The sequence below is a fragment of the Curtobacterium sp. MCBA15_008 genome (assembly GCF_001865065.1).
In the GTDB taxonomy this organism is placed as follows: Bacteria; Actinomycetota; Actinomycetes; order Actinomycetales; family Microbacteriaceae; genus Curtobacterium.
The window spans coordinates 35,854-47,967 of sequence record NZ_MJGN01000005.1; the positions used below are offsets into that span (position 1 = coordinate 35,854).

A 12,114-nucleotide genomic window follows, 5' to 3' on the forward strand; every position below is an offset into this window, starting at 1 on the left:
CTAGCGTGCGCGGATGTACCGGGTCAGGAGCACGTCGCCCGCGCCGCGCAGCACGTGCGCGGGCCGCATCCGCCGCAGCTCGGGCGAGGAGCCGCGGGTGATGCGCGGTCCGGCACCGCCCTCGAGCGTCGGGTCGACGGTCAGGGTGAGCTCGTCGACCAGGTCCGCCGCCACCAGGGCGCCGAAGAACGACGGGCCGCCCTCGCAGTGGATCGTCGTGAGCCCCCGCGAGACGAGTGCGTCGCGGAGCAGCGCCGGGTCGACCGTGTCGTCGCCACAGGGCACGACGTCCGAGACTGCGGCCAGCGCCGCGCCCCGCGCGGAGGCCGCCGCCGTGGCGGAGGTCAGCACGATCGGACGCACCGGCGCCTCGGTGAACACCCGCGACGCCGGGTCGAGTGACAGCGACCCGGAGACGAGCGCGAACACCGGGTGGTCGGGCTTCCCGTGGGCGCGACGCCACGCCACGTCGGCGTCGTGCAGCACCATCGGCCCGTAGCCCTCGTCGCGCACGGTGCCGGCCGCGACGAGCACCACGTCGGCCACCCGGCGCAGCAGGTCGAACACGCGCAGGTCGTCGGGGCCGCCGAGCGAGCCCGTGGTGCCGGCGGCCGACGCCGAACCGTCCAGCGTGGTGACGAAGTTGACGCGGAGCCACGCACCCGACGGGACGTCCGCCGCGTACAGCGCGAGCAGGTCGTCGTCGGAGAGCTCCGCGACCGCAGGGGGCAGGACGTTCACGTGTTGTGCCTCGCTTCCACCGGGGCGCGCCACCCGAGCGTCGCCTCCACCATCCGCATCGCGTCGACGCTCTCGGCGACGTCGTGCATGCGCACGATCCGGGCACCGAGCATCGCGCTCACCGTGGCCACCGCGAGCGAGCCGGCCAGCCGTTCGCCCCGCGGCCGGCCGAGCGACTCCCCCACGAAGTCCTTGTTCGAGACCGCCGCGAGCACCGGGTACCCGAGCGCCACGACCTCGGGCAGTCGCCGCGTCAGTTCGAGGGTCTGCACGGTGTCCTTGTGCAGGTCGTGCCCGGGGTCGACGATGATCCGCGCGTCCGGGATCCCGGCGGCGAGCGCCCGGTCGACCCGTTCCCGCAGGAATGCCACGACCTCGCCGGCGACGTCGGCGTACCGCGGCGGGGTCGCCAGGGGGCGACGTGGTTCGGCGAGCGAGTGCGTGATGACGATGGTCGCGTCGGACTCCGCGACGACCGCCGCCATCCGGGGGTCGGACAGACCCGTGGTGTCGTTCACGACGCTCGCGCCGGCCTCGATCGCGGCCGCTGCGACCTCGGGGCGGAAGGTGTCGACACTGATCGTGACGTCCGACTGCTGGGCGAGCTGCCGGACCACCGGGACGACACGGTCGACCTCGTCGGCGGCGGGCAGCTCCGGGCCGGGAGCGAACTTCACCCCGCCGATGTCCACCCAGTCGGCGCCCTGCTCGGCGGCGCGGACCGCTGCCTCGACGGCACGGTCCAGGGCGAAGGTGGCGCCGCGGTCGTGGAACGAGTCCGGCGTGCGGTTCACGATGGCCATCACGGCGACGCGGCGGTCGAAGTCGAACGTCCGCCGCCCGATGGTGCGGACCGGGTCGCGCAGGTCCGGTACCACCCAGCCGGGGGCCGGAGCCTGGAGGCGCGGGACCGCTCCGTCCGTCGTCATGCGCCCGCCTCGTGGTCGGCTCCACTGCCGGACCCGGCCCCGGCGCCGATCAGGGCGATCGCTTCGGCGCGACCGGCGGCGTCCGCCAGGGTGCCCGTCGCCGCGACGGTCACGGTCGTCGACGCCGACTGGCGCTCGCCCCGCGTCGTGACGCACTGGTGCTGCGCGTCGAGCACCACGAGGACCCCGACGGCCCCGAGGCCCTCGGCGATCGTCGCCGCCACCTGTTCACCGAGTCGCTCCTGCAGCTGCGGTCGGGACGCCACCGCGTCGAGCACCCGCGAGAGCGTGCCGAGGCCGATGAGCCGGTCGCCCGGGGCGTACGCCATGTGCGCGACCCCGGTGAACGGCAGGAGGTGGTGCTCGCAGACCGAACGGAACCGGACGTCCCGCACGATGACGAGCTGCCCGCGGTCGCCGTCCTCGGCGTGCACGGTTCCGCCGCGGGCGATCGCGACGGCGTCCGTGCCGATGCCGGCGAAGAACTCGGCGTACGCGTCGGCGACCCGGGAGGGGGTGCGCACCAGTTCGGGTCGGTCCGGGTCCTCGCCGATGCCCAGGAGGAGTTCGCGCACGGCGGCCTCGACGCGGGCGCGGTCCATGCGTGACGTCACCTGCTCATCCAACACCAGCCGTGGCCGGAGAACGCGAGCGCCTGCCCAGCGGCACGTCCCCCGGGGAGACGAGCCGCGCCTCCCGGCCGCCGAACCGTGGAGATGCTGTGACCCGCCCGGATCCCAGCGTCCTCTAAACTTCGTCGGTGAGCGCCCCGCAGACCGACACCACGCCCCGGAACCGCTTCGCGACCGGCCTCGATCGCTTCTTCTCGATCACACACCGCGGATCGACGATCCCCCGCGAGGTCCGCGGCGGTCTCGTCTCCTTCGTGACCATGGCGTACATCGTCATCCTCAACCCGCTCATCCTCGGCGGCTTCAGCCAGGACCAGGCGCCGCAGGACGTCCTCGGCGGATGGCTGCAGAACGCGCAGGTCGCCGCCGCGACCGGGCTCGTCGCCGGCCTCATGACGATCGCGATGGGGCTCATCGCGAACCTGCCGTTCGGCATCGCCGCGGGGCTTGGAATCAACTCGTTCCTCGCCGTGAGCGTCGTCCACCAGGTCACGTGGGCCGAGGCGATGGGGCTCGTCGTCATCAACGGTGTGGTCATCGTGATCCTCGCGCTCACCGGCATCCGGACGATGATCTTCACCGCGGTTCCCGCGCAGCTCAAGGCCGCGATCACGGTCGGGATCGGCCTGTTCATCGCGTTCATCGGCCTCGTCGACTCCGGGTTCGTCCGCACCACGAAGAACGCGTCGCCGCCGCTGCAGCTCGGCGAGGACGGCTCCGTGGCCGCGCTGCCGACGATCGTGTTCCTCATCGGGCTCGTCATCATCGGCACGCTCATGGCCCGCAAGGTCAAGGGCGCCCTGCTCATCGGCATCGTCGCGACCACTGTCATCGCGATCATCCTGCAGGCGATCTTCAAGGTGCCCACCTCGGTCGACTCCCCCACCGGCTGGAACCTCAACGCCCCCGGTCTGCCGAGTGCGCTGTTCGCCGTCCCCGACCTGTCGCTCGTCGGGCACGCCGACGTCTTCGGCGCCTTCACCCGCATCGGGCCGATCGCCGCGTCGATGCTCGTCTTCACGCTCGTCTTCACGAACTTCTTCGACGCGATGGGCACGATGACCGGGCTGGCGAAGGCCGCCGGGGTCGCACACCCCGACGGCACCTTCCCGCGGCTGAAGTCGGCGCTCGTCGTCGAGGGCGCCGGCGCGATCGCCGGTGGTGGCGCCTCGGTGTCGTCGAACACCGTCTTCATCGACTCGGCCGCCGGGATCGGCGAAGGAGCCCGGACCGGCATGGCCTCGGTCGTCACCGGCCTGCTGTTCCTGGCGTCGATGTTCCTCACCCCGCTGACGCAGGTCGTCCCGCTCGAGGTCGCCGCCGCCGGCCTCGTCGTCGTCGGTGCGCTCATGGTCGCGCAGGTGAAGGACATCGACTGGACCGACTTCGGTGCTGCCCTGCCGGCCTTCCTGACGATCGTGATCATGCCGCTGACCTACTCGATCGCGAACGGCATCGGCGCGGGCTTCATCAGCTGGGTGCTCATCAAGCTGCTGTCCGGCCGCGGGCGCCAGGTGTCGTGGCTGCTCTACGTCGTCGCCGCGGGCTTCCTGCTGTACTTCGCGCGCGGACCGCTGGAGGCGCTGCTCGGCGTCGGCTGAGCCCCCCTTCGCAAAACGCAACGTCGGCGGTTGCTCGCAGCGGTACTCCGCTGCGGACAGTCGCCGACGTTGCGTTTTGCGGGGGGAGCGGGACGGGCGGAGCGGGACGGCGCAGGTCAGCTCGGCAGGTCGGCGGGCAGAGCCTCGTGGTGGCGGTGCCCCTGCGTGCGCCGGTCCTCCTTCATGCCCGCCTCGAAGAGGTGCCGACGACCCTGCACGAGTTCGTCGCGCGCGGTCCGCTCGAGCTCCTTCGCCAGCGCGTAGTACCCGTCGTCGTAGTCCTCGACGACCTGGAACGTCCACCGCCCGGCGATCACGTTGCGCCCGACGAGCTCGGTGTCGATCCGGTCCGCGAGCTCGGTGTGACCCGCCTTCCGCAGCTGCTCGACGGCTTCGCCGAGGTTGAGGTCGGCCGTGCCGGTGAGCCGGTGGAACCCGTAGAGCAGACCGCGGGCGTGCTCGATGACCTCGACGGCGGCGGACAGCGTGCCGAGGGCCTCGACGGTGGCCTCGGACACTCCCTCGGGCACCTGGTGCTGGTCGTCCGGTCCCTGCTCGTCGTGGCCCTGGGCGTCGTCGTTCGTCATGGGTCCCGTCTACCGGATGCGGGCTGCAGTTGCTCCGAGGTGCGGGTCACTTCGTCGCGTTCGGGTGATGCGTGTGCACGGCGAGGAGGTGCACGGTGCGGGTCTCCTCGGCGACCGTGAACCAGACCCGGGCGCCGCGCTTCAGCTCGTACTGCCGCCGGACCCATTCGCGGCCGGAGTGCGTGGCCGTCCCGAGCTCGCCGCGGAGCGCGACGACCGCGTTCCGCTGTGTCGCGACGAGGTCGCGCCAGCCCTGTTCAGCCGACCGCGTCCCGAACACGATGGTGTACTCGGTCGTGCGCACCGGCCGCGTCACGTCCGCGCGCCGCACGGCCACCGGTCAGGGCTTCTCGACGCGGATCTGGTCGTCGAGCATGTCCGGCTCGGTCCGGTCCCATCCAGCAGCGATCGCCTCGGCCGAGTTGCGCCACGCCTGCATCTCGAGGAGCAGACGCCGCGGCTGCCTGAGCGAGAACGAGCCTCGGGCAACGTCGACGATCTCCTTCGCGAACCGCTGTTGGTCCTCTCTGCTCAGGAGCTTGAGCCACGGGTAGGGGATTGCGAGCCGGTCGTGCAGCGGGAGCTGCTCGTTCACGGTGACGGCCGCGATGAGCTGTGCGGCGATCTCCAGCACGGCCTCGTCGTCGTCCGAACGCTCCTTCGTCGTCAAGACCAGCGGCTTGCCGTCGCGGCGCGTGACCTCGAGCGGCTCTTCCTCTGCCGCGGCGAAGACGTCCTTCGCATGGCGCGAGAGGTCGGACGACTGGACCGACCGACGGGATCGGGCGGGAGCGAGGAGCGACATGGAGCCAGGCTATTCAGAACGTGTTCTGAACACAAGAGGGTAGTCGGCCGGGCGCGGTACGGTTCCGGCATGGCCAGGTGGGTCGCGCTGCTGCGCGGAGTCAACGTCAACGGGATCACGATCCGGAGCGCGGAGCTGGCGGCGCTCTTCCGCGACGCCGGGTACGCCGACGTCCGGACGGTGCTCGCCTCGGGCAACGTCGTGTTCACGGCGGACGGCGCGCTGCCCGAGCTCAAATCGACGATCGAGTCGGCGCTCCGCGACCGGTTCGGCTACGACGCGTGGATCGTGCTCGTCCCGCACGACGCCCTCGCCGCGATCCTCGCCGACTTCCCGTTCGCCTCCGCCGAGGACCGCCACGACTACGTCCTCTTCGGCTCCGACGACCAGGCGCTCAACGACCTCCTCGACGACCTGGTGGTCGACGACTCGGTCGAACGAGTCGCCCGCGGCACCGGGGTCGTCTACTGGTCGTGCCCGAAGGGCTCCAGCACGGACACCGTGTTCGCGAAGCGGGCCGGCGCCGCACGGTTCAAGCGGACGACGACGACCCGGAACGCGAACACCCTCCGGAAGCTCCTGTGACCCGCGGCGCCCTCCACCACGTCGAGCTCCGAACGGCCGACCTCGACGCTGCCGGGCAGTCGTGGGGTTGGCTCCTCGGGGAGCTCGGCTACGTGCCCTTCCAGCGGTGGGACGACGGCCGGAGCTGGCGGCTCGGCGGCACCTACGTCGTGCTCGAGGTCGCGCCGATGGACGGCACGAACGACCGACGTCGCCCGGGGCTCAGCCACCTGGCGTTCCACGCCGGCGACCGGGCCGACGTCGCGCGCCTGTGGGCTGGCGCGCCCGAGCACGGCTGGCGTCGCCTGTACGAGGACCGCCACCCGAACGCCGGTGGGCCCGACCACCACGCCGCCTTCCTCGAGGACGCGGAGCGGTTCAAGGTCGAGCTCGTCGCCGACTGACCGCCGCCCGCTCCCCCGCGGTGCCGAGGATCAGGACTGCGGCGGCTGCCCGTTGCTCGCGGTGGTGCCGCCGTCGACGGGCAGGATCGCCCCCGTGATGAACGACGCTGCGTCACTCGCCAGGAACAGGACCGCGGCCGCGACCTCCTCGGAACGGCCACCCCGGCCGAGGGCGATCCGCTCGGCGAACTTCGCCTGCAGCTCCTCGTCCTCCGCCTGGTCCTGCGTGAGGTCGGTCCAGATGAGCCCCGGTGCGACCGCGTTCACCCGGACGCCGAACTGCCCGTTGTCGAGCGCCGCCGCCTTCGTGAAGTTGGTGACCCCGCCCTTCGCCGCGTTGTACGGGCTCATGCGCCAGTCCGCGTCCTCACCGGACACCGACGAGGTGTTGACGATGGAGCCCTTCGTCTCACGGAGGAAGGGCAGCGCGGCCCGGGTGCCGTAGAAGACCCCGGACAGGTCAGTCTCGATCACGCGACGCCACTCGTCGGTGCTGATGTCGGTGATGTCACCCGAGCTGAACGTGCCGGCGTTGTTCACGAGCACGTCGACCCGGTCGAAGCGGTCGACCGCCGCCGAGACGACGGTCTCCCAGTCGCGCGGGCTCGCGACGTCGGCGCGGAGCGCCACCGTGCGGTCGGTCGGCAGCGAGTCCCCCACCGCCCGCACCTTCTCCTCGACGCTGTCGGTCAGCACGACCGAGGCGCCCTCGGCGATGAACGCCCGCGCGGTGGCCTCGCCGATGCCGGACCCGGCTCCTGTGACGATCGCGACCTTGCCCTCGAACCGGTTGCCCATGGTGTCTCCTCTCGTTGCACGGAACGTGCCCGAGGAACACCATCGGTCCAGGACGCCATCGGCCGACAGGCACGGCCCACCATCGTGCCCGCCCGCCGCTGGACGCGCGGTCAGGCGGTCGTCTCGTCGGCCTCCAGGTCGCGGTCGAGGGAGATCGTCGGGATGGAGGCGGTGACCACCGAGCCGTCGGCACGGAGCGTGCCCTGGATGTCGCTCGTCGTCGGGGCGCGACCGGTCATCCGTGGTCCGTGGTGGGGCAGCGGCACGACGGTCGGCGCACCGGCCGTGACGTCCCACTGCTGGTTGTGCACCCACGCCGTGAAGCCGGAACCGGTCTCGACCGTGAAGGTCATCCGCTCTTCCTCGAGGTCGACGCGGATCCGCGACCCACGCACCGTCAGGCGGTAGGTCAGGCGTTCCCAGCCCTTCGGCAGACGCGGGTTGAAGGTCATCCGACCGCCGTGGTCCCGCATGCCGCCGAACCCGTTGACGAGCCCGCCCCAGATGCCGCCGGTCGACGCGATGTGCACGCCGTCGGTGGTGTTGCCGTGCAGGTCGGCGAGGTCGACGTACAGCGCGGTCTGGAAGTACTGCAGCGCGAGGTCGTGGTAGCCGACCTCGGCCGCCATGATCGACTGCACGACCGCCGACAGCGTGGAGTCGCCCGTGGTCAGGGCGTCGTAGTAGTCGAAGTCACGGCGCTTCTCGGCGGCGGTGAACTCGTGCCCCTGCAGGAACAGCGCGAGCACGACGTCGGCCTGCTTGAGCACCTGGAACCGGTAGATCACGAGCGGGTGGTAGTGCAGCAGCAGCGGCCGCTTGCTCTCCGGGGTGTTCTCGAGGTCCCAGAGTTCCTTGTCGAGGAACTGGGCGTCCTGGGGGTGGATGCCGCGGTGCGGGTCGAACGGGATCTCCATCGACTCGGCAGCGTGCTCCCAGTCGTGGATTTCCTGCGCCTGCAGCCCGGTCCGCCGCACCATGCGGTCGTACTCCTCCGGGTCGTCGGCCGCGAGCTCACGGCAGGCGTTCACCGCGAACCACAGGTTCGCCCGGGCCATCACGTTCGTGTAGAGGTTGTCGTCGACGACGGTCGTGTACTCGTCCGGGCCGGTGACGCCGTCGATGTGGAACTTCTTGTCACCGTTGGAGCGCCAGAACCCGAGGTCCTCCCACAGCCGGGCGGTCTCGACGAGGATGTCGATCGCACCGCGCTTCAGGAACTCGCGGTCGTCCGAGGCCCGGACGTACTGCATCAGCGCATGGGCGATGTCGGCGTCGATGTGGTACTGCGCGGTGCCGGCTGCGTAGTACGCGCTGGACTCCTCGCCGTTGATCGTCCGCCACGGGAACAGGGCGCCGTGCTGGTTGAGCTCACGCGCTCGGGCCCGGGCGGCGTCGAGCATGTTGTAGCGGAACCGCAGGGCGTTCCGCGCGACGATCGGCGCCGTGTACGACAGGAACGGCAGGACGTAGATCTCCATGTCCCAGAAGTAGTGCCCGCCGTACCCGGAGCCGGTGACGCCCTTCGCGGCGATGCCGTGCCCGTCGGTGCGGGCCGTGGCCTGCGCGAGCATGAAGAGGTTCCAGCGGACGGCCTGCTGGATCTCCGGCTGCCCGGCGATCTCGACGTCGGAGCGGGCCCAGTAGTCGTCCATCCACAGGCGCTGCTTCGCGAAGGTCTCGTCGACGCTCTCGGCGTGCGCGCGGTCGAGCGTCCGGTCGCAGCGGTCGGCGAGCTCGCGCGCCGGCACGCCACGGGACGTGTGGTACACCACGTGCTTGACCAGCCGGATGGGCTGCCCGGCCCGCGCCTGCACCCGGTACACGTGCTTCGCGAGGTCGTCCTCGATCGACGAGGACTCGTCCCAGCTGTTCTCGGTCTCGAGGTGGTGCTCGACCCCGACGCAGATCGTCATGCCGGAGCTCGCCGCCTGGTAGCCGAGCAGGGAGCGCCCGCTCGTGCTGCGCTTCAGCTTCGGCTCGAGCACCCGCTCCGTGAAGGCCTCGGCCTTGCGCGGGTCGAAGGCGTTCGCCGCCGCCCGCATGCCGGCGTGGTACTCGTCCTGCACGTCCTGTCGGTTGAGGATCTGGCTGGACAGCAGGATCGAGGCGTCCGCGTCGAGTACGGTCACCTCGTAGTCGATGACCGCCAGGTGCCGGTCGGTGAAGGACACCAGTCGGCGGGCACGGATGAGCACGCGCTTGCCGGAGGGGGTCGACCACTCGGTCTCGCGGAAGAGGTAGCCGCCCCGGAAGTCGAGCCGTCGGGTGTGCCGCAGGATGTCCGCCTCGGCCAGGACGAGCGGTTCGTCGTCGACGTACAGCCGGATCACCTTCGCGTCGGGCGCGTTGATGATCGTCTGCCCGGTCTTCGCGAAGCCGAAGGCGTCCTCGGCGTGACGGATCGGCCAGGTCTCGTGGAAGCCGTTGACGTACGTGCCGTACTGCACACCGCCACGGCCTTCGTCGAGGTTGCCGCGCAGGCCCAGGTACCCGTTGCCGACCGCGAAGTTCGTCTCCGCGACGCCCTGCTCGTCGGGCGAGTACTCGGTCTCGACGAGCGCCCACTCGTCGACCGGGTACCGGACGCGGTCGAGGGGGTCCGAGGTGATGGGGTTCATGCTGCTCCGTGGGGAAGGAGGGAGAGTGGGGTGCGGGACAGCCTGGAGGCGCGGATCGCCTCCGTCGTGCGGCCTACGTCGTGCTCGTGGTCGGCGCCCCGACCGTCGACGGGGGCAGCTGGTCGACCAGCTCGTCGAGGTCGCGCACGACGACGTCGGCGCCGTGCTCGCGCAGCGCGTCCGCGCCCGCGCCGCGGTCGACGCCGATGACGAGCCCGAACGCGCCGTTCCGGCCGGCTTCGACACCGCTCGTGGCGTCCTCGACCACGACGCACTGGGCCGGGGTGAGCCCGAAGCGGCTGGCTGCGTCGAGGTAGGTGTCGGGAGCGGGCTTGCCGGCGAGGCCGTCCTCGCGCGCGACGAGACCGTCGACGATCACCGGGAAGCGCTCGAGGATGCCGGCCGTCCGGAGCACCTGGGTGGCGTTCGCGGAGCTGGAGACCACCGCGACGGAGAGCCCGGCGTCGATGGCGGCGACGAGGAACCGGAGCGACCCGGGGTAGGGCTCCACGCCGTGTTCGGTCAGCTCGGCGGTGAACTCGGCGTTCTTCCGGTTGCCGAGCCCGCAGACGGTGTCGTCGTCGGGGCCGTCGTCCGGGGTGCCCTGCGGCAGGTCGATGCCGCGCGACTCGAGCAGGGAGCGGACCCCGTCGTACCGGGGCTTGCCGTCGATGTACGCGAAGTAGTCCTGCTCCGTGTACGGCGCGACGCCGTGCGCGGCCAGGTACAGCGTGAACAGTCGACTCCACGCCCGCATGTGGACGTCGGCGGTGGGGGTGAGCACCCCGTCGAGGTCGAACAGCAGGGCTCGCTGGTCTGCGAGTCGCGCGGGGGTGCGCCGGTCCGGCGTCGTCATGTGCAGCCCTTCTGGCATGGGTTCGTCGTTCCTTCCGGACGAGTCTAGGACCGCTCCAGGAGCAGTGTTCAGGCGCGCCGTCCCGGGTGTGGAAAGAGTTCACCGAGCGCTTCCCTGTGGAGGCGGATGTCACCGCGCAGCTGCTGAGAGGACTCCGAGGCCGGCTCGGACAACCTGGCCGGGACGGAAGGCACCACCATGACCAGCGAGACCGCAGCCGCCGAGGGCCAGCGCACCGAGGGCTCGAAGCTCAAGCAGGCGATCACCGGCCCGCTCCTGTACCTGTTCATCCTCGGCGACGTCCTCGGCGCCGGCATCTACGCCCTGATGGGCACCCTGTCGAAGGACGTCGGCGGCGCGCTCTGGGCACCGCTCGTGCTCGCGCTGCTGCTGGCGCTGCTCACGGCGGGGTCGTACGCCGAGCTCGTCACGAAGTACCCGAAGGCCGGCGGTGCCGCGGTGTTCGCCGAGCGCGCCTACAAGTCGCCGATCGTCTCGTTCCTCGTCGGCTTCAGCATGCTGGCCGCCGGCGTCACCAGCGCCGCCGGCCTGTCGCTCGCCTTCGCCGGCGACTACCTCGGCACGTTCGTCGACCTCCCGCCGGTGCCCACGGCGATCGTGTTCCTCGCGCTCATCGCGTGCCTGAACGCCCGCGGCATCTCCGACTCGCTCAAGAGCAACGTGGTGATGACGATCATCGAGGTGTCCGGCCTCGTCATCGTGATCGTCGTCGTCGCCGTGATGCTCGGCGGCGGAGGCGGAGACGTCTCCCGCATCGGCGCGTTCCCCGCCGAGGCGAACCCGGCGCTCGCGACCCTCAGCGCGGCGATCGTGGCGTACTACTCGTTCGTCGGGTTCGAGACCTCCGCGAACATCGCCGAGGAGGTCCGCGAGCCCCGCCGCGTCTACCCGAAGGCCCTCTTCGGAGCGCTCGCCACGGCGGGCGTCGTGTACGTGCTGGTCGCCCTGGCGAGCGCGATCGCCCTGCCCTCGTCCGAGCTCTCCGAGTCGTCCGGGCCGCTGCTCGCGGTCGTCTCGGCGACCGGGGCGCCGATCCCGTACTGGGTGTTCAGCCTCATCGCCCTGGTCGCGGTGGCGAACGGCGCGCTCCTGACGATGATCATGGCGAGCCGTGTCACGTACGGCATGGCCGAACAGCGGCTGCTGCCCGCCGTGCTCGCGAAGGTCCTGCCGAACCGGAAGACCCCGTGGACCGCGATCGTGGCGACCACCGTGGTCGCGATGCTGCTGACGCTCGTCGGGGACGTCGGGGTCCTCGCCGAGACCGTCGTGCTCCTGCTGCTGTTCGTGTTCATCAGCACGAACGTCGCCGTCCTCGTGCTGCGGAAGGACCGGGTCGACCACGACCACTTCCGCGTCTGGACCTTCTTGCCGGTGCTCGGGGTCGCCTCCTGCATCCTGCTGCTCACGCAGCAGAGCGGGCAGGTCTGGCTCTACGCGGCCGTCCTCCTGGCCGTGGGCGTGGTGCTGTACTTCATCGCCCGGTTCACGGGGCGCCGGTCGGGTCGCGACCACGAGGCGGGCGTCATCCACTGACCGGACGCGAGCAGCGCCT

At 71.2% G+C, this 12,114-nt stretch carries 13 protein-coding genes; 4 read left to right on the plus strand and 9 right to left on the minus strand.

Going from position 1 to position 12,114, the window contains the following annotated elements; all coding sequences use genetic code 11:
• Genes BIU96_RS02085 through folE form a run of 3 tightly spaced genes read right to left on the minus strand, consistent with a single transcriptional unit; the run spans position 1 to position 2,272 of the window.
• Positions 1 to 741, minus strand: coding sequence for a pyrimidine reductase family protein (locus tag BIU96_RS02085; protein ID WP_071290957.1), 741 nt, complete (start codon positions 739 to 741; stop codon positions 1 to 3).
• Positions 738 to 1,670: a dihydropteroate synthase gene (folP, locus tag BIU96_RS02090; protein ID WP_071290958.1), complete on the minus strand. Its 933-nt coding sequence runs from the start codon at positions 1,668 to 1,670 to the stop codon at positions 738 to 740. The genes BIU96_RS02085 and folP overlap by 4 nt, the downstream gene beginning before the upstream one ends.
• Positions 1,667 to 2,272, minus strand: a complete 606-nt coding sequence (gene folE, locus BIU96_RS02095) for a GTP cyclohydrolase I (protein ID WP_071290959.1) — start codon at positions 2,270 to 2,272, stop codon at positions 1,667 to 1,669. The genes folP and folE overlap by 4 nt, the downstream gene beginning before the upstream one ends.
• A 158-nt stretch (positions 2,273 to 2,430) precedes the next feature.
• On the opposite strand from folE, the gene BIU96_RS02100 reads away from it, so the two are divergent.
• Complete coding sequence (locus BIU96_RS02100) at positions 2,431 to 3,903, plus strand: NCS2 family permease (protein WP_071290960.1); 1,473 nt, start codon at positions 2,431 to 2,433, stop codon at positions 3,901 to 3,903.
• Between the two features lie 116 nt (positions 3,904 to 4,019).
• Here BIU96_RS02100 and BIU96_RS02105 read toward each other — a convergent pair whose 3' ends face one another.
• From BIU96_RS02105 to BIU96_RS02115, 3 genes are read right to left on the minus strand one after another with little or no spacing between them, the layout of a single operon-like run.
• Positions 4,020 to 4,490 (minus strand): hypothetical protein, encoded by a 471-nt coding sequence (locus BIU96_RS02105; protein WP_071290961.1) that lies wholly within the window; start codon positions 4,488 to 4,490, stop codon positions 4,020 to 4,022.
• A gap of 46 nt (positions 4,491 to 4,536) precedes the next feature.
• Complete coding sequence (locus tag BIU96_RS02110; protein ID WP_254785905.1) at positions 4,537 to 4,794, minus strand: hypothetical protein; 258 nt, start codon at positions 4,792 to 4,794, stop codon at positions 4,537 to 4,539.
• A 36-nt stretch (positions 4,795 to 4,830) separates the two neighbouring features.
• Positions 4,831 to 5,295, minus strand: a complete 465-nt coding sequence (locus tag BIU96_RS02115; protein ID WP_071290963.1) for a hypothetical protein — start codon at positions 5,293 to 5,295, stop codon at positions 4,831 to 4,833.
• Positions 5,296 to 5,364: 69 nt separating this feature from the next.
• Here BIU96_RS02115 and BIU96_RS02120 point away from each other — a divergent pair, with 69 nt between their 5' ends.
• Together BIU96_RS02120 and BIU96_RS02125 are read left to right on the plus strand one after the other, a co-directional pair.
• Positions 5,365 to 5,880 carry a DUF1697 domain-containing protein gene (locus BIU96_RS02120; RefSeq protein ID WP_071290964.1) on the plus strand — a complete coding sequence of 172 codons (516 nt, stop codon included), beginning with the start codon at positions 5,365 to 5,367 and terminating at the stop codon, positions 5,878 to 5,880.
• The gene (locus BIU96_RS02125) at positions 5,877 to 6,263 is read left to right on the plus strand and encodes a VOC family protein (protein WP_071290965.1); all 387 of its coding nucleotides are present in this window, start codon (positions 5,877 to 5,879) and stop codon (positions 6,261 to 6,263) included. The genes BIU96_RS02120 and BIU96_RS02125 overlap by 4 nt, the downstream gene beginning before the upstream one ends.
• Before the next feature lie 30 nt (positions 6,264 to 6,293).
• Here the strand turns inward: BIU96_RS02125 and BIU96_RS02130 are convergent, their stop codons facing one another.
• From BIU96_RS02130 to BIU96_RS02140, 3 genes are all read right to left on the minus strand, one after another.
• Positions 6,294 to 7,061, minus strand: coding sequence for an SDR family NAD(P)-dependent oxidoreductase (locus BIU96_RS02130; protein WP_071290966.1), 768 nt, complete (start codon positions 7,059 to 7,061; stop codon positions 6,294 to 6,296).
• A 110-nt stretch (positions 7,062 to 7,171) separates the two neighbouring features.
• Positions 7,172 to 9,682, minus strand: a complete 2,511-nt coding sequence (locus BIU96_RS02135; protein WP_071290967.1) for a glycoside hydrolase family 65 protein — start codon at positions 9,680 to 9,682, stop codon at positions 7,172 to 7,174.
• Positions 9,683 to 9,755: 73 nt separating this feature from the next.
• Complete coding sequence (locus BIU96_RS02140; protein WP_071290968.1) at positions 9,756 to 10,538, minus strand: HAD family phosphatase; 783 nt, start codon at positions 10,536 to 10,538, stop codon at positions 9,756 to 9,758.
• 198 nt (positions 10,539 to 10,736) lie between these two features.
• On the opposite strand from BIU96_RS02140, the gene BIU96_RS02145 reads away from it, so the two are divergent.
• Complete coding sequence (locus BIU96_RS02145) at positions 10,737 to 12,095, plus strand: APC family permease (protein ID WP_071290969.1); 1,359 nt, start codon at positions 10,737 to 10,739, stop codon at positions 12,093 to 12,095.
• The last annotated feature ends 19 nt before the right edge of the window (positions 12,096 to 12,114 follow it).